Consider the following 26,996-nt stretch of genomic DNA (forward strand, 5'->3'; position numbering starts at 1 on the left):
ACAATAATCATCACACCCGGATTTCCACCTCCCCAAGATGCCCCCCATATGGACCGAAACTCCTCTCGACCATATGTCGTGTCCCATCCGCCTGAACAATCAGCGCCGTACTCGCCCGGGTTCCATAAGTCGGGCTGGCAATAAACACACTCGATAACAGTGCTTCGGTCGCCAATCCCACCCCGGTGTCCGGCAATTCGGTAAACGGCGCAGGCTGCGGATCATTCAGCAATGCCAGTAACGCCTCCGGCTGCGGATCGTCCAGCAACGCTTCCAGCCCTGCGCGCGCCCTCAGCAACTTCGGCCAGGGCGTGTCCAGCCCGGCGTTCGACAACCCGTAAACACCCGGCGGCACCATCACCGCCTCGGTTTCGTGTGCGTTGAAATGCCACAGCTCATGAGCATTGCCGATCAACAGGTTAAACCCGGCATATTCGAGTGAGCGCCCGATAACCTCGCTCAAATAATCATCGATCGGCATCTCACCAGTTAGAAATCGCGCCACCAGCTCACCGCGCGATTTTCGGGCGGGCGGTTGATGGGGGTCGCGAATATTGGTCAGCGCGGCAAAGCGTCCATTGGCGCCGATACCCAGCCAGGTGCCGCCGGCTTCGAGGTCGCGGCCGGCGTAAACCTGCGGCGCTTCCGGCCATTGCGCCAGCGGCAGGCTGGGCCGGGCATAGAATTCGTCGCGGTTGGCCGCAACGATCAGCGGTTGCGCATGACCTGGTCGCCAGGCGAAAACAATCAGGCACATAAGGCGGTCCTTCTGTGTTTTTTGCTCACTCTACGCAGTCGACGCTGATCGATCCATCGCCATCCGCAGTGGGCCTCCGGTCACGCATCCGTTACCATGCGAGGCTATTTTGCGAAGCGGACCAGGACGGCCATGGAATTTCTGCTCTATCTGGCGCTCGGCGCCTGCGCGGGCGTGCTGGCTGGCCTGTTTGGCGTGGGCGGTGGGATCATCATTGTCCCGGTGCTGGTGTTCAGTTTTACCTTGCAGGGTTTTGATCCCTTGATCCTGACTCACCTGGCGGTCGGCACATCGCTGGCCACGATCATCTTCACCTCGATCAATGCCGTGCGCGAGCATCACCGCCGCGGCGCCGTGCGGTGGCCGATCTTTGCCTGGATGACTGGCGGCATATTGATCGGCGCCGGTGTTGGTGCGCTGACCGCCGAAGCGATCTCCGGGCCCAACTTGCAGAAAATCATCGGAGTGTTTGCGCTGGTCATTGCGGTTCAGCTCGCGCTGGACGTCAAGCCCAAGGCCAGCCGCACTGTGCCCGGTAAAGTCGGGCTGACCGTGGCCGGCACGGTGATTGGCTGGGCGTCGGCAATTTTCGGCATTGGCGGCGGCTCGTTGACCGTGCCGTTCCTGACCTGGCGCAGCGTGCCGATGCAGCAAGCCGTAGCGACGTCGTCGGCCTGCGGTCTGCCGATTGCGCTGGCCAGTGCATTGAGTTTCATGATTCTGGGGTGGCACGATCCGCTGTTGCCGGCCCATAGTCTCGGTTTCATTTATTTGCCGGCGCTGGTGGGGATCGCCCTGACCAGCATGATCTTCGCCCGCTTTGGTGCACGCCTGGCCCATCGCTTGTCGCCGCGCCTGCTGAAAAGACTGTTCGCCGCTTTGCTGTTCTGCGTCGGCCTGAGCTTTCTGCTCTGACGCGCAGCGCAATACTGGCTTAATCCTGGCGTGACAGCGTCGCCCGGGCATTTTTTGGTTTCAACTCTAACGAGGAGTCGCAATGCTGCCTTACCCGCAGATCGACCCGGTGGCCCTGGCCATCGGTCCGCTGAAAATCCACTGGTACGGTTTGATGTACCTGATCGGCATCGGCGGTGCGTGGCTGCTGGCGTCGCGCCGGCTCAACCGCTTCGACCCGACCTGGAGCAAAGAAAAGCTCTCCGACATGGTGTTCTGGATGTCGATGGGCGTGATCGTCGGCGGTCGTCTGGGTTATGTGCTGTTTTACGACCTGAGCGCATATCTGGCCAACCCGACGCTGATTTTTGAAGTGTGGAAGGGCGGCATGTCGTTCCACGGCGGGTTTATCGGCGTAATGCTCGCAGCGTTGTGGTTCGGCAAGAAGAACGGCAAGTCGTTTTTCCAGTTGATGGACTTCGTGGCGCCCATGGTGCCGATCGGCCTGGGCGCCGGGCGCATCGGCAATTTCATCAACGCCGAGTTGTGGGGCAAAGCCACCGACGTACCCTGGGCGATGGTGTTCCCCACCGATCCGGCGCAACTGGCCCGTCACCCTTCACAGCTTTATCAATTCGCGCTGGAAGGCGTGGCGCTGTTCGCGATCCTGTGGATATTTTCGCGCAAGCCGCGGCCCACCATGGCGGTCTCCGGGATGTTCGCGCTGTTTTACGGGATCTTCCGTTTCATCGTCGAGTTCGTCCGCGTACCCGACGCGCAGCTCGGCTATCTGGCGTGGAACTGGCTGACCATGGGTCAGGTGCTCTGCGTACCGATGATCCTCGGCGGGCTCTTCCTGATCTGGCTGGCGTATCACCGCGCACCGGCAGCGCCAGCAGCGACCGTATAAATCGGAGCCTGGGGCGACGGCCCCGGGTTCAAGGACACAGGTAATTCATGAAGCAATATCTCGAACTGGTCGCCCACGTCATCAAGAACGGCACCAAACAGGCCAACCGCACCGGCATCAACACCATCAGTTTTCCGGGTGCGATGCTGCGCTACGACCTGAAGGAAGGTTTCCCGGCGATCACCACGCGCAAGATGGCGTTCAAATCGGCCATCGGCGAGATGTGCGGTTTTCTGCGCGGGGTCAATAACGCTGCCGAATTCCGTGCGCTGGGCTGCAAGGTCTGGGACCAGAACGCCAACGAAAACGCGCAGTGGCTGGCCAACCCGTTCCGTCAGGGCGAGGATGATCTCGGCGAAATCTACGGTGTGCAGTGGCGCAAATGGCCCGCGTACAAGCAGATCCCGGTCAGCAACAAAGCCGCCATCGAGCAGACCCTGAGCCAGGGTTATCGTCAGATTGCTGAAGGTGAAGAGGACGGCCGAGCCTATGTGGTGCTGTACAAAGCGATCGATCAGATTCGCCAGTGCATCGACACCATCATCAAGGACCCGGGCAGCCGCCGTATTCTGTTCCACGGCTGGAACGTGGCGCAGCTCGATGAAATGGCCTTGCCGCCGTGTCATCTGCTGTATCAGTTTCACCCGAATGTAGAGACTAAGGAGATCTCTCTGACGCTCTATATTCGCTCCAACGATCTGGGCCTGGGCACGCCGTTCAACCTGACTGAAGGCGCCGCGCTGCTGAGCCTGATCGGTCGCCTGACCGGCTACACGCCGCGCTGGTTCACCTATTTCATCGGTGACGCCCACGTCTACGAGAACCATCTGGACATGCTCAACGAGCAGCTCAAGCGCGAGCCGTTCCCGATGCCGAAGCTGGTAATCAGCGATCGCGTGCCGGAGTTCGCCAAGACCGGTGTGTATCAGCCCGAGTGGCTGGAACTGATCGAGCCGGGTGATTTCTCGCTGGAAGGGTATGAGCACCATCCACCGATGACCGCGCCGATGGCGGTTTAAGCTACAGCGCAGTACCCCTGTGGGAGCGGGCTTGCTCGCGAAAGCGGTATGCCAGTCGACATAATTGTTGCCTGACACGACGCCTTCGCGAGCAAGCCCGCTCCCACATTTGGTTTTGTGGTGTTTTCAGTGTCCGTGGCTACGGCCCACATGCGAGTGCTCCACCTCCGTCGCCACAACCCCGCCGCTCACTTCCAGGCGCTGCAAGATTCCGCACTGATCCGCATCCGGCCCTTCACCACAGCGTTGACGCAGGTCGAGCAGTTGCGCCTGCAATGCCAGCAAGCCGTCGATCCGCGCTTTGACGTGGTGAATATGCTCATCAATCAGCGCATTCACGCTTTCGCATTGATCCTGCGGGCTGTCGCGCAAGGCCAGCAGACTGCGGATCTCCTCCAGCGTCATGTCCAGTGTTCGACAATTACGGATGAAGGTCAGGCGTTCGGAGTGGGCCTGGGTGTAGACGCGGTAGTTACCATCACTGCGGGCCGGCTCCGGCAATAGGTGTTCGCGTTCGTAATAGCGGATGGTCTCTACGGCGCAGTCGGTGAGTCTCGCCAGTTCTCCAATTTTCATGAGGGGCATTTCCGAATAGATGCTTGACCCTATAGTGGCTACAGGGTCTTTACTTGGCAACAGGCACTTTTATGGACGAAACCAATGAGCGATTCCCGGCACACGCATAAACATGAAGTCGCAGACACCTGCTGCAGCAAACCCGAACCCGCGCCCAAGCACGCGCATGGCGGCACGGGTGATGCCTGTTGCTCCTCGACCGCCGCAGCGCCGGCGCTGGTCCAGTTGACTGAGGCGCCCAGCGCCGACGCGCGGCTGAGCAGTTTTCGCATTGACGCCATGGATTGCCCCACCGAGCAGACGCTGATCCAGAACAAGCTCGGTAAGCTCGCCGGCGTGCAGCAACTGGAATTTAACCTGATCAACCGCGTATTGGGTGTCACTCACGACCTGCCGGGGACGGCGCCGATCATCGATGCGATCAAGTCCCTCGGCATGCACGCCGAGCCCCTGGAACAGGGCGTCGAGGCCCCGGCCCCTGTGCCGGAGAAAAAATCCTGGTGGCCGCTCGCAGTGTCCGGCGTGAGCGCGCTGGTCGCCGAAGTTATCCACTTCACCGACGCCGCGCCGAACTGGGTGGTGGCGTTGATTGCGCTGGTCTCGATCCTCAGCGGCGGCCTCGGCACCTACAAAAAGGGCTGGATCGCCCTGAAGAACCTCAATCTCAACATCAACGCGCTGATGAGCATTGCGGTGACTGGCGCGATCCTGATCGGGCAGTGGCCGGAAGCGGCGATGGTGATGTTCCTCTTTACCGTCGCCGAATTGATCGAGGCGAAGTCGCTGGACCGTGCGCGCAACGCCATCAGCGGTTTGATGCAGATGACCCCGGAGCAGGCCACGGTGTTGCAGGCCGACGGCAGCTGGAATTTACAGGACGTCAAAACTGTCGACCTCGGGGCGCGGGTTCGTGTCCGGCCTGGCGAGCGAATCGGTCTCGACGGTGAGGTGGTGTCGGGTAACTCGACGATTGATCAGGCGCCGATCACCGGGGAAAGCCTGCCGGTCGAGAAGACCCTCGGCGACAAGGTCTTCGCCGGCACCATCAATCAGGCCGGATCGCTGGAGTACGCGGTGACCGCTGCGGCCAATCATTCGACCCTGGCGCGGATTATTCATGCCGTCGAACAGGCCCAGGGTGCGCGGGCGCCTACCCAGCGTTTCGTCGACCACTTTTCAAAAATCTATACGCCTGCAGTGTTCGTCATGGCCCTGGGCGTGGCGGTGATTGCGCCTCTGTTCATGGGCGCAGTCTGGTTTGACTGGATCTACCGGGCGCTGGTGTTGCTGGTGGTCGCGTGCCCGTGCGCTCTGGTGATTTCCACCCCGGTGACTATCGTCAGCGGCCTCGCGGCAGCGGCGCGCAAAGGCATTCTGGTCAAGGGTGGCGTCTATCTGGAGGGCGGTTACAAGCTCGATTATCTGGCCTTGGACAAGACCGGCACGATCACCCACGGCAAGCCGGTACAGACCGATTACCTGTCGCTGGATCCGACTGCCGATGAAACGGCGCCGGCAATCGCTGCGGCACTGGCCGGCCGGTCGGATCATCCGGTATCGCTGGCGATTGCCAATGCGGCGCAAGACAAACTTCTTGCCGCGTTGACGGTGGATAACTTCGAGGCACTGGGCGGGCGCGGTGTTCGGGGCGACATCAACGGCCAGACCTATCACCTGGGCAATCACCGCCTGGTCGAGGACCTCGGCCTGTGCTCGCCTGAGCTGGAAGAGAAGCTGTTCGCCCTGGAAAAACAGGGCAAATCCGTGGTGTTGCTGCTCGATTCCGCCGGCCCGCTCGCGCTGTTCGCCGTGGCCGACACGGTGAAAGAGTCCAGTCGTGAAGCGATCCAGCAATTGCACGAGCTGGGCATCAAGACCCTGATGCTCACCGGCGACAATGCCCACACGGCGCAGGCCATTGCCGCACAGGTCGGGATTGATCAGGCGCAGGGCGACCTGCTGCCGACGGACAAGCTGCAAGCCATCGAAGCACTTTATGCACAGGGTCATCGGGTCGGCATGGTCGGCGACGGCATCAACGATGCGCCGGCGCTGGCCCGTTCCGAAATCGGCTTCGCAATGGCCGCGGCCGGGACCGATACTGCGATAGAAACCGCCGATGTCGCTCTGATGGACGACGATCTACGTAAGATTCCCACGTTCATCCAGCTGTCGCGCCAGACCTCGCGCATCCTCAAACAGAACATCGCCCTGGCATTGATCATCAAAGCGATCTTTCTTGCGGTAACCTTTGCCGGGTTCGCCACGATGTGGATGGCGGTGTTTGCCGACATGGGCGTCAGCCTTTTAGTGGTGTTCAACGGTTTGCGCCTGTTGCGCAAATGATCGACGAGGGATAGCTGTGCTGAGTGCCGAGCTGAAGGCGTTTTATATGGTGGCCCGTTTGGGCAGCATCACCCTGGCCGCGAAGAAGCTCGGCCTCAGTCAGCCGACGGTGACGACGCAGATTCGCCATTTGGAAAGCCAGTATTCGGTGGAACTGTTCTACCGCGGCGGCCGGCGCTTAAGCATCAGTGAAGAGGGCGCGCGCCTGCTGCCGATGGTCAAGGCGCTGTTGCAGCAGGAAGCGGATATCGAATTTTTCCTGCGCAACAGCGGCCAGGTTCAGGGCACGTTGCGCATTGCCGCCACGGCGCCGTATTACATTCTCGATCTGGTGAAGGCCTTTCGTGAGCGTCTGCCGCAGGTGGAGGTGTCGGTGGAGATCGGCAATTCTCAACAGGTGCTTGAGGCGCTGGAGGATTATCGGGTCGACGTTGCCGCGTCTTCGCAGATGCTCGACGATGCGCGGTTGATCCGCCGGGTGCTCGGCAGCGATCCGCTGGTGCTGGCGGTGCATCGCAATCACCCGCTGGCGGTGCACGACCATGTGCCGCTGAGCGCACTGGCCGGGCATACCTTGTTAATGCGCGAGTCGGGCTCGACCACCCGGCGTTTGACTGAAGAGTTGCTGGCCGGCGCCGGGGTCAGCTTCGGCCCGTTGCTGGAGATCGGCAGCCGCGAGTCGATTCGCGAAGCGGTGCTGCGCAACATCGGCATTAGCCTGATCGCGCGCCAGGAAGTCCCGCACGATGCGCAATTGCGCGTGCTGACCCTGGAGAATGCGCCGCAGATTCCCGAGTATCTGTACTGCCTCAAGGAGCGCAAGGGCGCGCGATTGCCGGCGGCGTTTTTGGGGTTGGCGCAGGAGATGTCGCCTGTTTAGTCCCTTGTGGCGAGGGGATTTATCGGAATGCCGCACTACCCCGTTCGGCTGCGCAGCAGTCGTAAAACCATTGAATGCGATCTGCCTGACGAAACACGATCACAGGTTTTAGGGCAGCTTCGCGACCCAACGGGGGCAAGCCCCCTCGCCACAATTTCATCCGGCATAAGACCGCAGAGCTCCCCAACCCAAATCCCCCAATACCACTATCAGCCATTTTTGCCTCGCTGCCACATGACAGACGCATTACATCCCTAGGATGAGCCTCATCTGCTTGATGAGGCCTGTCCATGAACCACTCGATCGCAACTGCCCTGACCAACCCCGGTGCGCCGATGAAAGTGCGTGGCGTGCAGAAACGCTTTGGCGCTTTCACCGCACTGGACAACGTCTCGCTCGACGTCGCCGCTGGCGAGTTGGTGTGCCTGCTCGGCCCGTCCGGCTGTGGCAAAACCACCTTGCTGCGCTGCATCGCCGGTCTCGAGAAGCAGGACAGCGGCGAACTGTACCTCGGTGATCGCGACGTTTCCCACCTAGCACCGCAGGCTCGCGACTACGGCATTCTGTTCCAGTCCTACGCGCTGTTCCCCAATCTGACCGTCGAAGCGAACATTGCCTACGGCCTCGCCGGCAGTGGCCGCGATGAAGTGCGCAAGCGCGTGGGGCAGATGCTGGAGCTAGTCGGCCTGATTGGTAGCGAAAAAAAATACCCTGGCCAGTTGTCCGGCGGCCAGCAACAACGTGTCGCCCTGGCTCGCGCTCTGGCGCCGGCGCCCTCGCTGTTGTTGCTCGACGAACCGATGTCGGCCCTCGACGCCCGGGTTCGCGAGCATCTGTGCACCGAGCTGCGTCAGCTGCAGCGCAACCTCGGCGTGACCACGCTGATGGTCACGCACAACCAGGACGAAGCCATGCTGATGGCCGACCGCATCGCCGTGATGAACAACGGCAAGGTCGAGCAGTACGCCACGCCGCAAGACATCTACGACCGACCGGCGACGCCGTTTGTGGCGGAATTTGTCGGCCAGGGGAACTGGCTGCCCTTCAACCGCAGTAGCGTTAGCCACGCGCAGGTCGGCGGCATGAGCATGCGCCTGGCCGATGGCAGCGCGAATACCACGTCGGGCCGTCTGTTCTGCCGCCCGGAAGCGATCAACGTCAACCCGCCGGTGCACGAGGAAAACCTGTTCCCGGCGAAAATCCGCGAAATTACCTTCCTCGGCAACCGCTGCCGCATGAGTTTCGAACTCGATCAATTGCCCGGTCACGCCTTGCTCGCCGAGCTGGCGCCAGAATCCATGCCACGCCTCGGCGCGCAGCAGATCATGGTCGCTTTGCCCCCGCGCAGCTTGCAGGTGTTCGCCTGATGAGCGCGAATATGGCGCTGCCGATACCGCACAAGCAGGTTCGGCAGACCTCCCGTGCCGAGATAGGCGACCGGGTGTTCGTGGTCGGCGGCAAGGTCCTTTTGCTGGTGCTGCTCGGCGTCGCGGTGTTGATGCCGTTGCTGGCGATCTTCTGGCGCGGCTTCAGTTCGGAAGCCGGGCAGGGCGGTGGTTGGGTCGCCGCACGCGAGCTGGTCACCAGTGCCAACTTTCACTGGCTGGTCGGGAACAGCCTGAAAGTTTCCCTTAGCGTGGCGGCCATCGTCGTACCGCTGGCCTACCTGTTTGCCTACGCGCTGCAACGCACATTGATTCCCGGCAAGGGCATCTGGCGCGGCATCTCGCTGTTGCCGCTGATGGCGCCGTCGATGTTGCCGGGCATCGCACTGGTCTATCTGTTCGGCAATCAGGGCATGTTGCGCGGTTTGCTCTCGGACAACATCTACGGTTTCTGGGGCATCGTGCTCGGCGAGGTCATTTACACCTTCCCCCACGCCTTGATGATTCTGCTGTCGGCGCTGTCGCTGGCAGATGCGCGACTGTTCGACGCCGCCTCCAGCATGGGCGCCAGTCCGGCCAAAGCCTTTCGCAGTATCACCTGGCCGGCGACGCGTCAGGCCGTGTTCGCTGCGTTCTGTCTGGTGTTCACCTTGACCATCACCGACTTCGGCGTGCCCGTCGTTGTCGGAGGTGATTATCAAGTACTCGCGCTGGAAGCCTACAAAGCCGTGGTTGGCCAACAGCAATTTGGTCGCGGCGCGCTGATCGGCATGGTTCTGCTGCTGCCGGCGCTGCTGAGTTTTGCGGTGGATGCCTGGCTGCGTCGGCGTCAGGGCGATTCCATGAGCGGTCGGGCGCAGGTCTTTCAACCGGCACCTTCGAGGCTGCGCGATGGTTGCTACCTCACCATCGTCTTGCTGATCTGCGCGGCGTTGCTGCTGGTGTTCGGCATGGCCGTGTTCTCGTCACTGGTGAAATTCTGGCCGTACAACCTGTCGCTGTCGCTCAACCACTACCAGTTCAATGACACGGCGGGCGGCGGCTGGCTGGCCTATGGCAACAGCGTGAGGATGGCCATCTGCACGGCATTGATCGGCAGCGTGCTGATCTTCACCGGTGCCTACCTGATGGAAAAAACCAAAGGCCAGCGCGGCCTGAACCTGAGCCTGCGCATGCTCAGCTTTGTACCGATGGCGGTCCCCGGCCTGGTGCTCGGCCTCGGTTACGTCTTCTTCTTCAACCTCAGCGGCAACCCGCTGCATGTGCTCTACGGGACCATGACGCTGTTGGTGGTTTGCACCATCGCTCACTATTTGACCACCGCGCAGATGACCGCGACCACCGCGCTGCGTCAGCTCGACGCCGAGTTCGAAGCCGCAGCGCTGTCGCTCAAGGCGCCGCTTTATCGGCATTACCTGCGGGTCACCGTGCCGATCTGCCTGCCGGCGCTGCTGGACATCGTGCGCTACCTGTTCGTCTCGGGCATGACCACCGTCTCGGCGGCAATTTTTCTCTATAGCCCCGACACCATCCTCGCGGCCGTGGCGGTGCTGAACATGGACGACGCCGGCAACGTCGGCGGCGCGGCGGCGATGTCGACCCTGATTCTGTTTACCTCAGCGGGCGTGTCCCTGCTGCTGGCCTGGGCCTCGCGCGGTTTGTTGCGCCGCTCTCAGGCTTGGCGGCAGACCGCGCCCGGCAACTGATTCACTGCTCAAAATAACCTCAACTCAAAACAGGAAAAGATCATGTTCAAGCCCCTGGCTCTGGCCGCTGCTGTCCTCTCCGCTTTCAGCCTGAACGCCCTTGCGGCGACCACTGAGTTGACGGTGTACACCGCCCTCGAAGCTGAACAATTGAAAACGTACAAACAAGCCTTCGAAAAAGCCAACCCGGACGTCGAGATCAAGTGGGTACGCGATTCCACCGGCATCATCACCGCCAAATTGCTCGCTGAAAAAGCGCGTCCGCAGGCTGACGCCGTCTGGGGGCTGGCCGCTTCGAGCCTGGCGATTCTCGATCAGCAAGGCATGCTGCAAACCTACGCGCCTAAAGACCTCGACAAGATCGGCGGCAACTATCGCGACGCCGCCAACCCGCCTGCGTGGGTTGGCATGGACGTCTGGGCCGCGACCATTTGCTTCAACACCGTCGAAGCGGAGAAGCAGGGTTTGAGCAAACCGGTGAGCTGGCAGGACCTGACCAAGCCTGAGTACAAAGGCAAGATCGTCATGCCTAACCCGGCGTCTTCCGGCACTGGTTTTCTCGACGTCAGCGCCTGGCTGCAGACCTTCGGCGAGAAGCAGGGCTGGCAGTACATGGACGACCTGCACCAGAACATTGGTCAGTACGTTCACTCCGGTTCCAAGCCGTGCAAACTGGCCGCGGCCGGTGAATTCCCGATCGGCATTTCCTTTGAATACCCCGCTGTGCAGCTGAAACGTCAGGGCGCGCCCCTGGACATCATCCTGCCGAAAGAGGGCTTGGGCTGGGAGATCGAAGCGACTGCGGTGATCAAGGGCACACCGCACGAGGAAGCTGCGAAGAAACTGGCTGATTTCTCTGCCAGCCCGGCGGCGATGGACTTGTACAAAGAAAACTTTGCTGTTCTTGCGCAGCCTGGCATCGCCAAGCCGCAGACCGAATTGCCGGCGGATTATGAGCAGCGCCTGATCAAGAATGACTTCGCCTGGGCCTCGAAGAATCGCGATGCAATCCTGGCCGAGTGGCGCAAGCGCTATGACGGCAAGTCCGAGAAGGTGGTTGCCAAGTAAATCTTCATTGACTGACAAGGCCTCATCGCTGGCAGGCCAGCTCCCACAGTTTCAGGGCAGCTACAGAATTTGTGTTTAGCGCCAACCCTGTGGGAGCTGGCCTGGCAGCGATAGCGGTCTTTCATTCAGGACATTATTCCAATGACACAACACAACGACATGCTGATCATCGGCGCCGGAATTTTAGGTCTGTCCCACGCCTACGCCGCTGCCAGGCGCGGCCTCAAGGTCACGGTTTTCGAACGCAGCGAAACCCCGATCGGCGCGTCGGTGCGTAACTTCGGCCAGGCCCTCGTCACCGGTCAGCCGCCGGGCCAGATGCTCGAACTGGCCAAAGCCAGCCGCGCTATCTGGGGCGATTGGGCGCAACACGCTGGCCTGCAACTCAAGCGCAACGGTTCATACCTGTTTGCCCGTACCGAAGCGGAAGAGCACCTGCTGGAAATGTTCTGCGCCGGCCGCGCCGTGGAGCACGACTACCGCGTCGAATTGTTGCAAGGCGCGGCGCTGCGCGACCTCTATGGCGGCCAGTTTCGGCATCACCGCGCAGCGTTGCACGGCATCGAAGACCAGCAGCTGTACTCGCGCGAAGCGATCCCGGCGTTGATCGACTACCTGCGCCGCGAACTCGGCGTCGAGTTTCACTTTTCGACGCTGGTGCGCGACATCGAGCCGGGGCGCCTGCACAGCACCGCGGGCACTTTCAGCGCCGAGCAGATCATCGTCTGTTCCGGCCACGATTATCAGACGCTGCTGGCCGAACCCATCGCTGCGCTCGAACCGCAGATCTGTCGCCTGCAAATGCTCCGCGCCCGTCCGCAGCACAATCTCAACCTGCAACACGCACTGCTCACCGGTCTGAGTTGCGTGCATTACGGGGCCTTCGCCGATCTGCCGGAAGCGGCCGCCGTGCAGGCGCAGATCCTGCGCGAGCAACCGCACTTGCATGACAACGGCATTCACTTGCTGATCAGCCCCACGCCTTACGGTGAGTTGATCATTGGCGATTCCCATCACTACGGCCGTGATCCTTCACCGTTCAACGCGGAACAGGTCGATGACTGGATGATCGAACTCGCTGAGCAGACACTGGGCTGCAAGGTGCGAGTAGTGGAGCGCTGGCAGGGCGTCTATGGTTCACGAGGGCCGGGGCCGTTTTCGTTTTTGCGGCCAATGCCAGGCGTTAGTATGGCCCTGATGCACAGCGGTGTCGGCATGAGCGTCGGCCCGGCGATGGCCGAGCGTAATGTCGCGACCTTGTTGGGAGAAAGTTGATGGACCGCAATGGGCAAGTCATCGAGGAAGTATTCAGTCTGTATGAACGGTTTGGCGACAATGATTACATCGGTGAGCCAGTGTCGCAGCTTGAGCACATGTCTCAGGCTGCTCAGCTGGCGATCACCGAAGGCTTCGATGATGAGGTGGTGCTCGCGGCGTTCTTCCATGACATCGGCCACATATGCGCTGCCGAAACTACCGAGAACATGGGCGGGTTTGGCGTGGTCAGCCATGAACGACTGGGCGCCGATTACCTGCGCCGCGCCGGCTTCAGCGAACGCCTGGCGCGGCTGGTGGAATACCACGTGCAAGCCAAGCGCTACCTGACGCTCAGGGAGCCCGACTATTTCGAGCGGTTGAGCGAAGCCAGTCGCCGGACGTTGGCGTATCAGGGTGGGGTGATGACGGAGGTGGAGGCTGAGGCGTTCGAGCGTGATCCGTTGTGCGCGGTCAGTTTACGTATGCGTCAGTGGGATGAGTCGGCGAAGGAGATGGATGTGCCGGTGATAGATCTCGAGATCTTGAAATGCAAAGCCGCGAACGTTTTGTCCGGCGCGTCACGTTGAGTGCCATACAGTCAAAGCACTCGCTGACATCGCCCCCAATCCCCGTAGCAGCTGCCGAGCCTGCGAGGCTGCGTCCGAGGTGACATCGCCCCCAATCCCCGTAGCAGCTGCCGAGCCTGCGAGGCTGCGTCCGAGGTGACATCGCCCACAATCCCCGTAGCAGCTGCCGAGCTTGCGAGGCTGCGTCCGAAGCCGAAGCACTCGCACCATGGGCGATTCGGTTCTCAGACACTTCGCGTCAGCAGCTTTGGCATCTGCTTCGCAGCCGAACGCAGCCGCGCGGGCTCGGCAGCTGCTACAGGACTTTTTCGGCCAGTGCTTCGATTTGCTCCTGGCGCTCGGCCTGATCCAGCTTCGGATGAGGATTGAGCGACGTCCACTGCGGATGCGCGCGGGCCTTGTTCAAGGCTTCGGGTAATTTGCCTTCGCGCCAGGTCTTGTCCTGCGGCGTGGCGACCTGAATGCTGTCCATCGCCGCATGTCCGCGGGCATTCAGCGCCTGCAGCAGCTGACGCTGACGCAACGCCAGCAGCCTCAGTACGCTGTCATCGACGGTCAGTTCGCGCTGGCCTCTGATCTTGCCGAGTAAACGGCTGCCATAACTGCGCGCGGTTTGCAGTGCGCCGCCGGCAATTGCACCGGCCAGCGCTGCTGCGCCCAGGGTCAGGCCACCGACCAGCAGATCGACGCCAGCCCCCGCCGCCGCGCCCGCTGCAATACCGCCGCCGACGCGCACACCCAGCCGCTTGAGGGTTTCCGGATTGAAAAGGTCATCGCCCCAGCGCCCGTCGAGCAGCGGCAAGTCGCTGGCTGCCGCATCTTGCGGCCGGAACACATAAAGCCTGAGCAGCGCTTCGACGCAACGTTGTTCGCGTTGACGTACGGCTTTGCGCAGCTCGCTGATCGCTTGTTGTTCCTGCTCCGGGTCGCTGACCACACTGCGCCGGCACGCGGCGCAATCGATCAGCAGCTCGGCAATCAATCGTGCCGCACCGTGTTGACGCGCGAGGCGTTGCGCCTGTTGATCGGTAATCAGGCGCTCCAGTTGTGGCCGCGAGGTTTCCAGCAGCAGCGCGAGGCTTTCATAGAGTCGACGCTCGCCATCTTCCGGCGGCGCGACGCTGTCGAAACGCACCAGCGCGTGCAAGCCCAGCCGCGCCAGCGCTTCTCGCCAATCCAGTTCGCGGTGGTTGGCGCTGCTGACGAAATTGAGCACCGGCAACAGCGGTTTGCCACAACTGGCCAGCACCTCCAGTTCATCGCGGTATTTCGACAGCACCGGCTCGCGGGCATCAATCACGTAGAGACCGGCGTCGCAGGTCAGCAGTTGCCGCAGCACTTTGGCTTCCTGTTCGAAGCGTTGCCGTGCTTCGCTACCCTCCAGAAATCGCGCCAGTCGCGCCGGGCCGTCGAGGCGTTCGCCGGGACGCTCCAGGCGTTCGAGGTAATCGAGCAGGGCGATGGCGTCTTCCAGCCCCGGCGTGTCGAACAGGTCGAGCAACGGTTCACCGTCCACCGATAACCGTGCGCCTTCGACGTGTCGTGTGGTGCTGGGCCGGTGCGACACTTCGCCGAAACCGACATCCCGCGTGAGGGTGCGCAACAATGAGGTCTTGCCGACGTTGGTATGGCCGACGACGGCGAGTTTCAGCGGCGGTTTGCCCGGCTTAGTCATGACCTGTCTCCAGCCAGTTCAGCGGCGCACTGTCGGAAAATGCCAGCTCCAGTTGCTGCAGCGCCAGGTGCCAGTCACCGAGCCGGTCGGCATCGAGCGCTTCACCCGGAGGCGCTTGCAACAGCCAGACACGGGTGGCGCTCGCGTTACGCGCCAGTTCGGCAATCAGCGTGAGGCTGCCGCGATCCGGTGAACGGCGCGGATCGCATGCGATGGCCAGGCGAGCGGGCGGAAAACGGCTGAGTTGTTCGAGTAATTTATGGCGCGACTCACGACTGTCGAGAATGCCTGCGTCGCTGACATTTTTCGGCAGCGATGGCGGCCACGGTCGCTGATCATCCAGCTCGATCGCGACCAGCAGCGCGCCGTCGCTTTGCAGCGCATTGACCGTGCTTTCGACACGATGCAAATGTTCGGGCGCCGCATCGCTGATCCCGAGGCGCTCGCTGGTGGGCATCAGCCGTTCGCGCAGTTGCGCGTAACCGGGCAGGTTCATATCCAGACGCAGACGGGCTTTGCCGCTCTTCCAGCGCCACAGGCAGAACGCAGCCAGTAGCAGACGCGGCAACACGCCATAGATCAGCAACACGCCCACCAGCCACCCCGCCCAGGCCTGGCGCGCGCTTTCGATGTTCAACGCGCTGTCGCCGCTGGCGCGGATCATCTCCACGGTCGGCACGCTGAAACCGAGCAGGGCAGGTACCGCGCCAAGGGCTTGAGTCAGGGTGACGAAGGTGTCGCCGCCGAGGATCGTGGTTTCCCAGACGAAGCCATAACGGCGGGTCGCCATCAGCATCAGCAGAATCACCAATGCGCTGAGCATCGCCAGCAGCCACAGGCCGTTGACCAGCGCACCGAGTGCCCAGCGATTGAGTTTGTGACGTTGCAGCAGCAGGAGCAGGGCCGGTGCCAGTTGTGCAGCCTTGGCATCGCGGGCGAGTTTTTCGCTAAGCCACAACCACAAGCGGCCAAGCGTTGCGCCGTGGTCACCGGCAAATACCGAGCCCAGTGCCCAGCTGATCAACAGAATCAGGTTCAGCCCAAGCAGACTGCCCAGCGCCCAGAAGACATTCACCGGCGTCTGGCCGTCGCCGAGTGCGGTGAATGCCAGGCCAGCGCCGGTGACGACGGCCAGTATCGCCATGACGATCAGCGCCAGGCGCGCGCCTTGCAGCCAGTGCGTGAGGGCGTTGCTCAGCCCGTCGCGCTCGGCCAGCCAGAGTGCGCGGCGCCGGATGCGTGCCGACAAGTCACCCCCTGCGCTGCGGGCAAGACGGTTGGCTTCCAGATCATCCAGAGGGCCGGCGTGTTCTTCCCGCAAGCGGATGGTTTCGGTCAACCAGAGGGTATTCAGTTCAGTCACGCGTCGTCCCGTCGCTCCATTGAGCTTGTGAGCATAACCGCTGTGGCGCTTGTCGGGGGGCTACGTTGCGAGAAGCTGAGGCTCTGGTATCCTCGCCGGCATGACCAAATCACTCCCCCTCAGCCTGATTGCAGCCCTCGGTGAAAACCGCGTGATCGGCGTCGACAACAGCATGCCCTGGCACCTGCCGGGGGACTTCAAATACTTCAAGGCGACCACGCTCGGCAAGCCGATCATCATGGGTCGCAAGACCTGGGATTCTCTCGGCCGTCCGCTGCCGGGGCGGTTGAATCTGGTGGTCAGTCGTCAGACCGGCCTGGTGCTGGACGGTGCGGAGGTTTATCCGTCGCTGGAAGCCGCCGTGGTCCGCGCCGAAGCATGGGCGCGGGAGCAGGGCGTCGATGAACTGATGTTGATTGGTGGGGCGCAGTTGTATGCGCAGGGACTGGCGCAGGCAGACCGGTTGTATCTGACGCGCGTGGCCTTGAGCCCGGAGGGGGATGCGTGGTTTCCGGAGTTTGATTTGAACCAGTGGAAACAGGTGTCGAATGTTCCGAATCCGGCTGCGGGCGATAAGCCGGCGTACAGCTTCGAGGTCTGGGAAAAAGTCTAAAACGTATCGCGAGCAGGCTCACTCCTACAGGGGAACGCATTCCAATTGTAGGAGTGAGCCTGCTCGCGATAACGGTCTGTCAGGCGCTACTTAAGCGTGCGCCAGTTCGGCATGCTCATCCGCCCCCAGCAACTCCTTATCCGTCTGCTGCATCACCTGACTGGTAATCGCCCCCGCCGCAATCGAGCCACTCACGTTCAGCGCCGTACGACCCATATCGATCAGCGGTTCAACCGAAATCAGCAACGCCACCAGTGACACCGGCAAACCCATTGCCGGCAATACGATCAGCGCGGCGAACGTTGCACCACCGCCCACCCCCGCGACACCTGCCGAACTCAGGGTGACGATCGCCACCAGCGTCGCGATCCACAGCGGGTCCAGCGGGTTGATGCCCACCGTCGGCGCCACCATTACCGCCAGCATCGCCGGGTATAGACCGGCACAACCGTTCTGGCCGATGGTCGCGCCAAACGAGGCGGCGAAACTGGCGATCGACTGCGGGATGCCCAGACGGTTGGTCTGCGCTTCGATACTCAACGGAATCGTCGCGGCGCTGGAGCGGCTGGTGAAGGCAAACGTCAGCACCGGCCAGATTTTGCGGAAAAAGCGCAGCGGATTAATCCCGGCGGCGGACACCAGCACGCCATGGACCACAAACATCAAACCCAGCCCGATGTAGGAAACCACCACAAAACTGCCCAGCTTGATGATGTCTTGCAGGTTGGAGCCGGCGACCACTTTGGTCATCAGCGCCATAACCCCATACGGGGTCAGCTTCATCACCAGACGCACGAGACGCATCACCCACGCCTGCAAGGTGTCGATGGCGCTGATCACTTTCTGACCTTTCTCGACGTCATCTTTCAGCAGTTGCAGCGCGGCTACGCCCAGGAATGCCGCAAAAATCACCACGCTGATGATCGACGTCGGCTTGGCCCGGGCCAGGTCGGCGAAGGGGTTTTGCGGGATGAATGACAACAGCAACTGCGGCACATTGAGGTCGGCAACTTTGCCGGCGTAGTCGTTCTGAATGGTTTGCAAGCGGGCCATTTCCTGGGTGCCGGCGACCAGTCCTTCAGCGGTCAGGCCGAACAGGTTGGTCAAGCCGATGCCGATCAGCGCCGCGATGGCCGTGGTGAAGAGCAGCGTGCCGATGGTCAGGAAGCTGATCTTGCCCAGCGACGAAGCATTGTGCAGCCGCGCCACGGCGCTGAGGATCGAGGCGAAGACCAGCGGGATCACGATCATTTGCAACAACTGCACATAACCGTTGCCCACTAGATCGAACCAGCCGATCGAGGCTTTCAAGATCGGGTTGCCAGCACCGTAAACGGTATGCAGAGCGACACCGAATGCCACGCCCAGCACCAACGCAAGCAAGACTTTTTTTGCCAGACTCCACGAGGTGTGACGGGTTTGCGCCAGGCCAAAAAGCAGGGCGAGGAACACCAGCAGATTGAGGATCAACGGCAGGTTCATTGAGAAACTCCACTAAGACTTGTGCCAGCCCCTCCGGGGAAGCTGCGAGCCGGCAAGCCTAACAGCTTGATTTACAATGAATTAATATCAAAAAAGCAGAAGGACTGTCGTTTTTGGAATAAGCGGGTGTCGTTGTCGGGGATGCAGCTGACGCGTAGGGGACTCAGGCGGTCGCAGTCAGGAGTAGATCGTTGTGGAAATTTGCTAGCGTCTATGGCGTTGATCCAGGGACTTTTATTTAGGGAAGCATGCCGATGAAACTCGCTCCGACATTTCTCGCGGTTGCGCTGGGATTGGGCCTTGGCCTGAGCCTCGCGAGTCAGGCGTTCGCCACCGATCTCAAGCACTGGCCGCGCGATCAGGCCAAGGCGCTGGATGCCATGATTGCCGCCAATGCGAACAAGGGTAACTACGCCGTGTTCGACATGGACAACACCAGTTACCGCTATGATCTGGAAGAGTCGTTGCTGCCGTTCATGGAGAACAAGGGCCTGATCACCCGTGAGAAACTCGACCCCTCTCTGAAACTCATTCCCTTTAAAGACACCGCCGAGCACAAGGAAAGCCTGTTCAGTTATTACTACCGCTTATGCGAACTCGACGACATGGTGTGTTACCCGTGGGTCGCCCAGGTATTTTCCGGTTTCACGCTTCAAGAGCTCAAGGGGTATGTCGACGAGCTGATGGTGTCCGGCAAACCGGTACCGAGCACGTATTACGAAGGCGACGTGGTCAAGACTATCGAGGTCAATCCGCCCCGGATTTTCACCGGTCAGAAAGAGCTGTACAACAAGCTCATGGAGAATGGCATCGAGGTCTATGTGATGACCGCCGCCTCCGAAGAGCTGGTGCGCATGGTCGCGGCCGATCCGCAGTACGGCTACAACGTCAAACCGCAGAACGTGATCGGCGTGACGATGCTGCTCAAGGACCGCGCATCCGGTGCCTTGACCACGGCGCGCAAACAGATCGCCGCCGGCCAGTATGACGAGCAGGTAAACCTGGGCCTGGAGCTGACGCCTTACCTGTGGACGCCGGCTACCTGGATGGCCGGCAAGCAGGCCGCGATCCTGACGTACATCGATGAATGGAAAAAACCGATCCTGGTCGCCGGCGACACCCCGAGCAGCGATGGCTTCATGCTTTTTCACGGCGTTGACGTGGCGAAGGGTGGCATCCATTTGTGGGTCAATCGCAAGGATAAATACATGACCCAGATTAACGGCATGATGGCCAAGCACGCGGCCGCCCAGGCCAAGGAAGGGTTGCCGGTAACAGCAGACAAGAATTGGGTGATCGTCACCCCCGAAGAAATTCAATAAGGCCCCAGGCGCCGCTTGCGCGAGCAGGCTCACTCCAACCCTGCATACGGGCTGAAGCGTCTGAAATTCGTCAAACGTCTGTAGGAAGCATCTGAAAGTAGGCGGACACCGCTATCCAGCGATTGTCTCGTCCACTCGCTCTTCATAAACTCCGACCCGCCGCATGTGCGGCTCAAGAGGCAACGCCCTTACATGGACCTTCCCAGTTTAAGTTCACTTCGAACTCATAACTCCAGATCAACCGCTTACGCGGTGGACTTGCCTGTGAGCTGACGTCAGCCCTGTCTGCGCCTACTCCGGGCGCGCCGCGACGCCCGGAGAAACAAATGACTACATCTGCAATTGCAACAAACCTGAGCACATTGCTCAGCAAGCAACGCCCGCACGATGCTCATGCATCCCTGACGCAGCTGCAGCCAGCCGACGCTGCCGAGCAGCTCGACCAACTCACGACCCTGCAGGTTATCCAACTGCTCGGACTGGAACCGCTCACCCGGCGTGCCCAGGTCTTCGGCTATTTCAGTCTGGAGCGGCAAGTCGAACTCTCCCGCGCACTGCCCCGTGCGGCGCTGGCCACGCTGATCGCTGCGATGTCGGCGGATGAACGTGCGGATTTGTTCAACCGCTTCGACGAGGAGCAGCGAGAGGCACTGCTGCCGGCGCTCGCCCAACTGGAACGGGACGATCTGCGCCGGCTGAGCAGCTACCTGGAAGGTACCGCCGGTGCCTTGATGACGTCGGAATACTCAACGCTCAAGGCCGGCATGAGCGCCAGTGAGGCTATTGCCGCGTTGCGCTTGGGCGCGGCAGATGCCGAAACCATTTATCAGACCTACGTGCTGGACGATGAGCGCCGTTTGCTGGGTACTCTGTCGCTGCGGGAATTGATTCTGGCTACGGGGGACACTCCAGTGTCACAGCTGATGGTGCAGCCGGTGATATCCGCCCGGGTCAATGACACCCAGGAGCAGGTAGCAAAGAAAATTGGCCGTTACGACCTGCTGGCGCTGCCGATTCTTGACCGTGACCACCGATTGGTGGGCATTGTCACTACAGACGATGCACTGGACGTGGTGGAGCAGGAGGCTACCGAAGACTTCCACAAAGGTGCATCGATCAGCTTGAAGATAGGCAATATCAAGAATGCCACCATCGGTTTGCTGTATCGCAAGCGAGTGTTCTGGCTGGTGCTGCTGGTTTTCGGCAACCTGTTTTCCGGGGCTGGCATCGCCGCCTTCGAGGAAATTATCGCGGCCAATATTGCCTTGGTGTTCTTCCTGCCTTTGCTGGTCGATAGCGGTGGCAACTCGGGCTCTCAGGCAGCAACGCTGATGGTCAGGGCACTGGCAACTGGCGAAGTGGTTATGCGCGATTGGTTACGGCTTTTAGGGCGAGAGTGCTTCGTTGCGCTGGGCTTGGGATTGACCATGGCGTTGGCGGTGGCCGGTTTGGGCCTGATGCGCGGTGGCCTCGATATTGCCCTGGTCGTGGCCAGCAGCATGGTATTGATCGTAATAATAGGCAGCCTGATCGGCATGAGTTTGCCCTTTCTGCTTAGCCGCATGCGCCTGGACCCGGCGACGGCCAGTGCGCCACTGATCACCTCGATTGCCGACGCAACGGGAGTGTTGATTTACCTGGGCATTGCTTCACAGGTACTGGACCTTTCGGTTTAGCAGCGCATGATCAGGTAAACAATCGCACATCAAGCGCGTGAATCGGCAGCAAAATGCCCCGCACTCGGCGGGGCATTTTGCAGTGCCGAGGTCGGGCTTACAGCCCGTCGAGCATCGCTTTGTTGCGCACGGCACCCTTGTCGGCGCTGGTCGCGAGCAGAGCGTAGGCCTTCAGTGCAGTGGTCACTTTGCGCGGGCGCTTCTCAACCGGTTTCCAGCCTTTGTGGTCCTGCTCGGCGCGGCGGCCGGCCATTTCGGCATCGCTGATCAACAGGTTGATGGAGCGATTCGGAATGTCGATCAGCACTTTGTCGCCATCCTGCACCAGACCAATTGCGCCACCCGCCGCCGCCTCCGGCGAAGCGTGGCCGATGGACAGGCCCGAGGTGCCGCCGGAGAAACGGCCGTCGGTGAGCAGAGCGCAATCCTTGCCCAGGCCTTTGGATTTCAGGTACGACGTCGGGTAGAGCATTTCCTGCATGCCCGGGCCGCCTTTCGGACCTTCGTAACGGATGATCACGATGTCGCCGGCTTTCACTTCGTCGGCGAGGATGCCACGCACGGCGCTGTCCTGGCTTTCGAAGATTTTCGCGTTGCCTTCGAATACGTGGATCGACTCGTCGACGCCGGCGGTTTTCACCACGCAGCCGTCCAAAGCGATGTTACCGTACAAAACAGCCAGGCCACCTTCTTTCGAATAAGCATGCTCGACACTACGGATGCAGCCGTTTTCACGATCGTCGTCCAGGGTTTCCCAACGGGTCGACTGGCTGAACGCGGTTTGCGTCGGGATGCCCGCCGGGCCGGCCTTGAAGAAGTGGTGCACGGCTTCGTCGTCGGTCTGGGTGATGTCCCACTTGGCGATGCCTTCGGCCAGGGTCTTGCTGTGCACGGTCGGCAAGTCAGTGTGCAGCAGGCCGCCACGGGCCAGCGAGCCGAGGATGCTGAAGATCCCGCCGGCACGGTGCACGTCTTCCATGTGGTATTTCTGGATGTTCGGCGCGACTTTGCACAGTTGCGGCACATGGCGGGACAGACGGTCGATATCGCGCAGGTCGAAATCGATCTCGGCTTCCTGAGCAGCGGCCAGCAAGTGCAGGATGGTGTTGGTGGAACCGCCCATGGCGATGTCCAGCGTCATGGCGTTCTCGAACGCCTTGAAGTTGGCGATGTTGCGCGGCAATACCGACTCATCGTTGTCGGTGTAGTAACGCTTGCACAGCTCGACGATAGTGCGGCCGGCCTGCAGGAACAGCTGTTCACGGTCACTGTGGGTGGCCAGGGTCGAACCGTTGCCCGGCAATGCCAGGCCCAGGGCTTCAACCAGACAGTTCATCGAGTTGGCGGTGAACATGCCGGAACACGAACCGCAAGTCGGACAGGCGCTGCGCTCGTACTCTGCAACCTTCTCGTCAGAAGCGCTGGAGTCGGCGGCGATAACCATGGCGTCGACCAGGTCGAGACCGTGGGAAGCGAGTTTGGTTTTGCCGGCTTCCATAGGACCGCCGGAAACGAAAATCACCGGGATGTTCAGGCGCAACGCAGCCATCAGCATGCCAGGGGTGATCTTGTCGCAGTTGGAAATGCAGACGATGGCGTCGGCGCAGTGGGCGTTGACCATGTACTCGACGGAGTCGGCGATGATCTCGCGGCTCGGCAGCGAATACAGCATGCCGTCGTGACCCATGGCGATGCCGTCATCGACGGCGATGGTGTTGAATTCCTTGGCCACGCCGCCGGCGCGTTCGATTTCGCGGGCGACCAGTTGACCCAGGTCCTTCAGGTGCACGTGCCCCGGGACGAACTGGGTGAACGAGTTGGCAATGGCGATGATCGGCTTTTTGAAGTCGTCATCTTTCATCCCGGTGGCGCGCCACAATGCGCGGGCACCGGCCATGTTGCGGCCGTGGGTGGATGTTTTCGAGCGGTAATCAGGCATGAAGCACTCCGGGCGGCTAATCAGGTATCAAAAGGGAAGTGAGCTTCTATTGACGTCTGGAACACCCGGAAATGGCCGTGTGTCCGGAAGTTGCCGATAACTTTGCGGGATCGCCGCGCGCTTCAGCTTGAGCTCATAAACCCGCCGGGGGATGACTGGCGATGAATGTGGCGATTCTACACGGCTGGCAGCGGGAGGGAATGCCGGGAAGCGCGGATCCGGCCTTGACGGAGCGTGCAGGATGACGACCGGCAGCTATCAATCGGCGTCCATGGCCGGCTGCTGGCGGGTGACCAGTGCGTTGAGACCCACGCCAAGGATGCTCAATATCAGGAAACTGCAGGCAAGCGTCGTTTGCAGATGACTGCCACTCTGGGTCACTAGCGCGCTGATCAGCCCGCCGAAGATAAAAACCAATGTGTTACCCGCCGAGGCGGAGGCGCCGGCGCTGCACGGGAATATGTCCATGGCCTTGGAAGTCGCAACCGGGCGCGCGATGGTCGTGCCAGCGGTGCATATGATCATCGGGATCAGCACTGTCAGGGTGGAAAGCCCCAGCTGACTTGATAGTAAAAGCATCACCAGTCCCGAAAAAAAGATCAGGGCAAGTCCCACGATTATTAGCGTGTTTGGCGCGATCCGGTTGGCGAGGATGCGGGCAACCACTCCTCCGAAAAGGTAGGCCGCACCATAAAGCAAAAGGGTCAGGGAAAACTCGTACGGTGACAGCTGCAATTGCTCCATGAACATCAGGGGTGAAATGACGATAAAAGAGAAGTGACAGGTGAATGCAATGGCAGCGATGAACCAATAACCAATGAAACCGATGTCGCGACCGATCATCCGGTATGACTGGAGGATGTTCTGGTGCCGTGTTGTAGGGGGGCGCAGGTTTTCGAGTTGGAAACAGGCCTTCAAAAACACCACGGCGGCCAATGCGATGAAGGCAATGAAACTACCGGGCCAGTCCATTACCTGATGCAGCAGGGTACCCGCCAATGGAGAGACGGAAATGAAAACGCCGCTGGCGGTGACCATCCAGATCCGCAACTGATCGCGCTCCTTACCTTCGAACAGGTCCTGAACCAGTGCCTGCGAGAGTACGAAGCAGCCACACCCGATGGCTTGGACCAACCGGAACGCCAGGAATGAGGTGTACTCAGTGGATAGTACGCAGCCGGCTGCACTAACGATTGAGACTGCCATACCAGCCAGCAACAGGCCTTTGCGTCCAATGATGTCCGAAAGCGGCCCGATCAGCAGTTGAGACAGCGAAATCCCGATTGCAAATAGGCTGATGGAGTACGCGATGGTTGCCGGTGCAGTCCGAAAGTGTTCGGCCAGCGCCGGGAAGGAGGGCAGCAAGACATCGAGGGGAAAGACCCCAAGCAATACCATTGTCATCAACAGGATGACCGCAGACCGCTGTTTTTCTACAGTGCCTGCCGCTTTCCCGTCATTCATCGAGCAGCCCTGCCTTGGAGAAGAGTTGCCGGTTGGCGGGCAGATCGAAAAAGCCCGCTTTGTTCAACGCGACGAGTGTTGAAGCAGCGCCTGACTGAGTGCGGTGTAGAACGTTGGGGGTATCTGTCAGATCACACAGAATCTGCGCCACAGACATTTCACCAAGACCCGCACAGCGCAGGCTTTCGACCAGCCAGCGTTCGTCAACTTCAAAGAAAATCAGCAGGATTTCCAGCAGCGACCTGGCAGTGAATGTGCGTTGGCCACAATCCAGACGCAGCCACAGGTAATGGAACACGTCGCAAAAGTAGCGACTGTGGCGCGCCTCGTCCGCGAGGTGGTCCCTGAGCATTTCCTGAACGCCGCTCACCAGTTCGTCTCGACAAACGTCAAGCAGTTCCTTGGCAATGATCGTCTCTGAGACGAAGCCAACGAGAAACCATGCCAACGACTTGTGCCTGGCTGGTGTACGTTCGATCAGCGCGTTCAACCGGATTATTCGTTGGGGCATAACCGGTCGATCAACCATGCCGTAGAACTCAGCAATCTGTTCGGCGAGATGACTGGAGAACAACGCGTGATAACCCTCGTCGGTGTAGAGCTGCAGTGCCGACGTTTTCATCTGAGCCGGGATGGGAATGCCGAGCTCATCGTGGACGATGGTTTCTACCGATCGATTGACGATGCGGTGTTCGAGCAGGGTGGTGTAGTCGAGGAAATACACCAGATGGTTGGCGGACAGACGATGAGCCGTCGTTCGACCTGCGGCTTCAACTGCCGGGTGATTCAGATAAGGCAGGAGGCTCGCTGGAAACCAGCGTCGAGTCTCCAGTTGGCGTTCCAGGTCCGAGTGCAATAGGTAACTATGCTCGCTGGTTCTAACCGAGGATCGGGAATCCCAGTCACCGAGGGTGAAGCGTTCGACCCAGGACGCCGGGGAAGCCGGATCAGTCTGAGGTTCGGTCATTGTTCCTGCCCTCGAAGGTGCAGCAGCGCCTTTAATTCCTTGCACATAACTTGCCCGTCGCTCTCGCCACAGCCTACGAAAAACAACGGTTGCTCTGCACTGTTTTCGAGTCCCAACAAGGGTTCGACTTGATCGTCAGTCAATGCGCCGGTCAACCAGGTGTTCAATCCCAGTGAGGTGGCGACCAGTTGAAAGGTCTGAGAAATGTGACCTGCTTCTACGTAGGCCATTCGGTAGGCACGAGAGTGTTGATATTTCCACCATAGTTTGTCGAATCGACAGGTGATAAACAGGCCGATTGGCAGGTCATTGATAAAGTGTTGTCCGCATAGCAGCTGCCCCAAGGGTTTGTCGGGCAGCGGATTAACGAAACAAAGCACGTGTTCTGCCGGCTGATAGGCGTAGACGCCGGCTCTCAAACCGAGGACGTTTTGCACAAGCAGAAAGCCTTCACAGGCATTCAGCCCACCACCCGAAGGACTGCTTCGCCGGGCGCTAAGACCTTCGGCAACACTGCTATCGATGTCGCTTTCGCGCTCATGCAAATAGCCGAGAGACAGATACAACAGCGTACTGACTGCGTTGAGGGAAACAGCTTCGCCGGTGAAGGAGCGACACGTTTTCCGGTCGATCAAAACATCAGGAAGGGAGCCTTCCATGAGGGAAGGCGTTGGCAGCGCAATGCGCACCTCTGCCGTTCTTTCCGAAACCCTGCCACGCGGGGCGGGAGTGGTGAGTGTCTGGGCGCAATGGTCAAGGTACTGTGCCGACCATTCTTGAATGTCTTCTGGGACATGGTCAAAGGGAATGTTCTTGGTACCAATATGGAATATTTTGGATAGTTCATCCCAGCCCCATTCGTAAATATCAAGTTTGGATGTGGTCAGTATTCCCGCGCTAAAAAGTTCGGCGTCAATTGTATTCAGGTTATTGAAGTTGCTCGGGTTGTCTATTAGCTCTGCCAGCCGAGTAGAGTATGTAATATCGAGTTCAAATTGTTTGTGATTTTTGTAGTCCCAAATTATTTGACCGGGCGTGCGTGGTAGTATGAATATATGAGGGTTAATTTGCATGTGGATAGTTCTCTGAGCATTGCTCCAGAAAACGCTG

22 protein-coding genes are annotated in these 26,996 nt (G+C 60.3%); 13 read left to right on the forward strand and 9 right to left on the reverse strand.

Annotated features, from left to right (window positions below; translation table 11 throughout):
• Window positions 1–10 precede the first annotated feature (10 nt).
• Window positions 11–757, reverse strand: coding sequence for an NRDE family protein (locus F8N12_RS16315; RefSeq protein WP_150581359.1), 747 nt, complete (start codon window positions 755–757; stop codon window positions 11–13).
• 132 nt (window positions 758–889) lie between these two features.
• Between F8N12_RS16315 and F8N12_RS16320 the strand changes: the two genes are divergently transcribed.
• The 3 genes from F8N12_RS16320 to F8N12_RS16330 all read left to right on the forward strand — a co-directional run bounded on the left by F8N12_RS16320 (window position 890) and on the right by F8N12_RS16330 (window position 3,580).
• Window positions 890–1,672, forward strand: a complete 783-nt coding sequence (locus tag F8N12_RS16320; RefSeq protein WP_150581360.1) for a sulfite exporter TauE/SafE family protein — start codon at window positions 890–892, stop codon at window positions 1,670–1,672.
• 82 nt (window positions 1,673–1,754) lie between these two features.
• Window positions 1,755–2,561 carry a prolipoprotein diacylglyceryl transferase gene (gene lgt, locus F8N12_RS16325; protein WP_150581361.1) on the forward strand — a complete coding sequence of 269 codons (807 nt, stop codon included), beginning with the start codon at window positions 1,755–1,757 and terminating at the stop codon, window positions 2,559–2,561.
• A gap of 47 nt (window positions 2,562–2,608) precedes the next feature.
• Window positions 2,609–3,580 carry a thymidylate synthase gene (locus F8N12_RS16330; protein ID WP_150581362.1) on the forward strand — a complete coding sequence of 324 codons (972 nt, stop codon included), beginning with the start codon at window positions 2,609–2,611 and terminating at the stop codon, window positions 3,578–3,580.
• A 126-nt stretch (window positions 3,581–3,706) separates the two neighbouring features.
• Here F8N12_RS16330 and cadR read toward each other — a convergent pair whose 3' ends face one another.
• The gene (gene cadR / locus F8N12_RS16335; RefSeq protein WP_150581363.1) at window positions 3,707–4,156 is read right to left on the reverse strand and encodes a Cd(II)/Pb(II)-responsive transcriptional regulator; all 450 of its coding nucleotides are present in this window, start codon (window positions 4,154–4,156) and stop codon (window positions 3,707–3,709) included.
• Window positions 4,157–4,240: 84 nt separating this feature from the next.
• Here cadR and F8N12_RS16340 point away from each other — a divergent pair, with 84 nt between their 5' ends.
• From F8N12_RS16340 to F8N12_RS16370, 7 genes are all read left to right on the forward strand, one after another.
• Window positions 4,241–6,502, forward strand: coding sequence for a heavy metal translocating P-type ATPase (locus tag F8N12_RS16340; protein WP_150581364.1), 2,262 nt, complete (start codon window positions 4,241–4,243; stop codon window positions 6,500–6,502).
• 16 nt (window positions 6,503–6,518) lie between these two features.
• The gene (locus tag F8N12_RS16345) at window positions 6,519–7,382 is read left to right on the forward strand and encodes a LysR family transcriptional regulator (RefSeq protein WP_150581365.1); all 864 of its coding nucleotides are present in this window, start codon (window positions 6,519–6,521) and stop codon (window positions 7,380–7,382) included.
• A gap of 290 nt (window positions 7,383–7,672) precedes the next feature.
• Complete coding sequence (locus F8N12_RS16350; RefSeq protein ID WP_150581366.1) at window positions 7,673–8,749, forward strand: putative 2-aminoethylphosphonate ABC transporter ATP-binding protein; 1,077 nt, start codon at window positions 7,673–7,675, stop codon at window positions 8,747–8,749.
• Window positions 8,749–10,473, forward strand: a complete 1,725-nt coding sequence (locus F8N12_RS16355; RefSeq protein WP_150581367.1) for a putative 2-aminoethylphosphonate ABC transporter permease subunit — start codon at window positions 8,749–8,751, stop codon at window positions 10,471–10,473. Before F8N12_RS16350 ends, F8N12_RS16355 begins: the two co-directional genes overlap by 1 nt.
• Before the next feature lie 42 nt (window positions 10,474–10,515).
• Window positions 10,516–11,541 (forward strand): putative 2-aminoethylphosphonate ABC transporter substrate-binding protein, encoded by a 1,026-nt coding sequence (locus F8N12_RS16360; protein ID WP_150581368.1) that lies wholly within the window; start codon window positions 10,516–10,518, stop codon window positions 11,539–11,541.
• Window positions 11,542–11,682: 141 nt separating this feature from the next.
• Complete coding sequence (locus F8N12_RS16365; RefSeq protein ID WP_150581369.1) at window positions 11,683–12,816, forward strand: TIGR03364 family FAD-dependent oxidoreductase; 1,134 nt, start codon at window positions 11,683–11,685, stop codon at window positions 12,814–12,816.
• Window positions 12,816–13,385: a phosphonate degradation HD-domain oxygenase gene (locus F8N12_RS16370; RefSeq protein ID WP_150581370.1), complete on the forward strand. Its 570-nt coding sequence runs from the start codon at window positions 12,816–12,818 to the stop codon at window positions 13,383–13,385. Before F8N12_RS16365 ends, F8N12_RS16370 begins: the two co-directional genes overlap by 1 nt.
• Window positions 13,386–13,680: 295 nt before the next feature.
• On the opposite strand, the gene F8N12_RS16375 is transcribed toward F8N12_RS16370, so the two are convergent.
• Together F8N12_RS16375 and F8N12_RS16380 are read right to left on the reverse strand one after the other, a co-directional pair.
• Window positions 13,681–15,060: a GTPase/DUF3482 domain-containing protein gene (locus tag F8N12_RS16375; RefSeq protein ID WP_150581371.1), complete on the reverse strand. Its 1,380-nt coding sequence runs from the start codon at window positions 15,058–15,060 to the stop codon at window positions 13,681–13,683.
• The gene (locus F8N12_RS16380) at window positions 15,053–16,423 is read right to left on the reverse strand and encodes a DUF2868 domain-containing protein (RefSeq protein WP_150581372.1); all 1,371 of its coding nucleotides are present in this window, start codon (window positions 16,421–16,423) and stop codon (window positions 15,053–15,055) included. Before F8N12_RS16380 ends, F8N12_RS16375 begins: the two co-directional genes overlap by 8 nt.
• Before the next feature lie 100 nt (window positions 16,424–16,523).
• Here F8N12_RS16380 and F8N12_RS16385 point away from each other — a divergent pair, with 100 nt between their 5' ends.
• Complete coding sequence (locus tag F8N12_RS16385) at window positions 16,524–17,036, forward strand: dihydrofolate reductase (RefSeq protein WP_150581373.1); 513 nt, start codon at window positions 16,524–16,526, stop codon at window positions 17,034–17,036.
• Window positions 17,037–17,126: 90 nt separating this feature from the next.
• On the opposite strand, the gene F8N12_RS16390 is transcribed toward F8N12_RS16385, so the two are convergent.
• Window positions 17,127–18,518, reverse strand: coding sequence for an L-cystine transporter (locus F8N12_RS16390; RefSeq protein ID WP_150581374.1), 1,392 nt, complete (start codon window positions 18,516–18,518; stop codon window positions 17,127–17,129).
• A 254-nt stretch (window positions 18,519–18,772) separates the two neighbouring features.
• Between F8N12_RS16390 and F8N12_RS16395 the strand changes: the two genes are divergently transcribed.
• A complete protein-coding gene (locus F8N12_RS16395) occupies window positions 18,773–19,840 on the forward strand; it encodes a haloacid dehalogenase-like hydrolase (RefSeq protein WP_150581375.1) in 1,068 nt (355 codons plus the stop codon).
• A gap of 326 nt (window positions 19,841–20,166) precedes the next feature.
• A complete protein-coding gene (mgtE, locus tag F8N12_RS16400) occupies window positions 20,167–21,516 on the forward strand; it encodes a magnesium transporter (RefSeq protein ID WP_150581376.1) in 1,350 nt (449 codons plus the stop codon).
• A gap of 97 nt (window positions 21,517–21,613) precedes the next feature.
• Here mgtE and ilvD read toward each other — a convergent pair whose 3' ends face one another.
• The 4 genes from ilvD to F8N12_RS16420 form a co-directional block, all read right to left on the reverse strand.
• On the reverse strand, window positions 21,614–23,455 hold the full coding sequence (gene ilvD, locus F8N12_RS16405) for a dihydroxy-acid dehydratase (protein WP_150581377.1): 1,842 nt from the start codon (window positions 23,453–23,455) through the stop codon (window positions 21,614–21,616).
• Window positions 23,456–23,713: 258 nt separating this feature from the next.
• Entirely contained in the window at window positions 23,714–24,919 is a 1,206-nt protein-coding gene (locus F8N12_RS16410) for an MFS transporter (protein WP_150581378.1), read from the reverse strand.
• Window positions 24,912–25,886 (reverse strand): diiron oxygenase, encoded by a 975-nt coding sequence (locus F8N12_RS16415; protein ID WP_150581379.1) that lies wholly within the window; start codon window positions 25,884–25,886, stop codon window positions 24,912–24,914. The genes F8N12_RS16410 and F8N12_RS16415 overlap by 8 nt, the downstream gene beginning before the upstream one ends.
• Window positions 25,883–26,959, reverse strand: coding sequence for a SagB family peptide dehydrogenase (locus F8N12_RS16420; protein WP_150581380.1), 1,077 nt, complete (start codon window positions 26,957–26,959; stop codon window positions 25,883–25,885). The genes F8N12_RS16415 and F8N12_RS16420 overlap by 4 nt, the downstream gene beginning before the upstream one ends.
• Between the last annotated feature and the right edge of the window lie 37 nt (window positions 26,960–26,996).

It is taken from the genome of Pseudomonas fluorescens (assembly GCF_902497625.1).
Lineage (GTDB): Bacteria > Pseudomonadota > Gammaproteobacteria > Pseudomonadales > Pseudomonadaceae > Aquipseudomonas > Aquipseudomonas fluorescens_BQ.

Bases quoted from the DNA above. Each gene is read 5' to 3' on its own strand.
- F8N12_RS16395 (WP_150581375.1), top strand. From the start codon at position 18,773: ATGAAACTCGCTCCGACATTTCTCGCGGTTGCGCTGGGATTGGGCCTT.
- F8N12_RS16365 (WP_150581369.1), top strand. From the start codon at position 11,683: ATGACACAACACAACGACATGCTGATCATCGGCGCCGGAATTTTAGGT.
- F8N12_RS16355 (WP_150581367.1), top strand. From the start codon at position 8,749: ATGAGCGCGAATATGGCGCTGCCGATACCGCACAAGCAGGTTCGGCAG.
- ilvD (WP_150581377.1), bottom strand. From the start codon at position 23,455: ATGCCTGATTACCGCTCGAAAACATCCACCCACGGCCGCAACATGGCC.
- F8N12_RS16350 (WP_150581366.1), top strand. From the start codon at position 7,673: ATGAACCACTCGATCGCAACTGCCCTGACCAACCCCGGTGCGCCGATG.
- F8N12_RS16315 (WP_150581359.1), bottom strand. From the start codon at position 757: ATGTGCCTGATTGTTTTCGCCTGGCGACCAGGTCATGCGCAACCGCTG.
- F8N12_RS16360 (WP_150581368.1), top strand. From the start codon at position 10,516: ATGTTCAAGCCCCTGGCTCTGGCCGCTGCTGTCCTCTCCGCTTTCAGC.
- F8N12_RS16410 (WP_150581378.1), bottom strand. From the start codon at position 24,919: ATGAATGACGGGAAAGCGGCAGGCACTGTAGAAAAACAGCGGTCTGCG.
- F8N12_RS16340 (WP_150581364.1), top strand. From the start codon at position 4,241: ATGAGCGATTCCCGGCACACGCATAAACATGAAGTCGCAGACACCTGC.
- F8N12_RS16385 (WP_150581373.1), top strand. From the start codon at position 16,524: ATGACCAAATCACTCCCCCTCAGCCTGATTGCAGCCCTCGGTGAAAAC.
- F8N12_RS16330 (WP_150581362.1), top strand. From the start codon at position 2,609: ATGAAGCAATATCTCGAACTGGTCGCCCACGTCATCAAGAACGGCACC.
- F8N12_RS16320 (WP_150581360.1), top strand. From the start codon at position 890: ATGGAATTTCTGCTCTATCTGGCGCTCGGCGCCTGCGCGGGCGTGCTG.
- cadR (WP_150581363.1), bottom strand. From the start codon at position 4,156: ATGAAAATTGGAGAACTGGCGAGACTCACCGACTGCGCCGTAGAGACC.
- F8N12_RS16390 (WP_150581374.1), bottom strand. From the start codon at position 18,518: ATGAACCTGCCGTTGATCCTCAATCTGCTGGTGTTCCTCGCCCTGCTT.
- mgtE (WP_150581376.1), top strand. From the start codon at position 20,167: ATGACTACATCTGCAATTGCAACAAACCTGAGCACATTGCTCAGCAAG.
- F8N12_RS16370 (WP_150581370.1), top strand. From the start codon at position 12,816: ATGGACCGCAATGGGCAAGTCATCGAGGAAGTATTCAGTCTGTATGAA.
- F8N12_RS16415 (WP_150581379.1), bottom strand. From the start codon at position 25,886: ATGACCGAACCTCAGACTGATCCGGCTTCCCCGGCGTCCTGGGTCGAA.
- lgt (WP_150581361.1), top strand. From the start codon at position 1,755: ATGCTGCCTTACCCGCAGATCGACCCGGTGGCCCTGGCCATCGGTCCG.
- F8N12_RS16375 (WP_150581371.1), bottom strand. From the start codon at position 15,060: ATGACTAAGCCGGGCAAACCGCCGCTGAAACTCGCCGTCGTCGGCCAT.
- F8N12_RS16420 (WP_150581380.1), bottom strand. From the start codon at position 26,959: ATGCAAATTAACCCTCATATATTCATACTACCACGCACGCCCGGTCAA.